A 388-nucleotide genomic window follows, 5' to 3' on the forward strand; every position below is an offset into this window, starting at 1 on the left:
TGTATTGAAGAGCATGATAATCGTCTTTATAGCTATGCCTCTACCCTGTTATCAGCCGGAGAGAAAGTGCTCGAAATACCGCAAAAAGGCGGTCGTAAAGCTCGCAAGGCTCATTTAGATATCAAATATGCCCCCGTGACACTCAAATCTCCTGCTAACAAGAAAGAGTTCGATAACATTCCGCTTTACTACGTGGGATGTATAGAACAAGGAGAGAGTGGTAATAAGCTCGCATGGCACTTACTGACTTCAGAGCCGATAACGAGCAAGGAAGAGGCACTCAAAATCGTCAGTTATTATGAGCGGCGTTGGCTAATAGAAGATTTTCATAAAGTCTGGAAAAGTGAAGGGACTGAAGTTGAGCAACTGAGAATGCAAAGTAAGGATA

At 43.0% G+C, this 388-nt stretch carries 1 pseudogene; it reads left to right on the forward strand.

What is annotated here, in order from left to right:
* Window positions 1–388 (forward strand): annotated as a pseudogene (locus AB4180_RS22780) (IS4 family transposase); the annotation flags it as partial.

The sequence above is a fragment of the Vibrio sp. 10N.286.49.C3 genome, from assembly GCF_041469545.1.
Classification (GTDB): domain Bacteria; phylum Pseudomonadota; class Gammaproteobacteria; order Enterobacterales; family Vibrionaceae; genus Vibrio; species Vibrio tasmaniensis_A.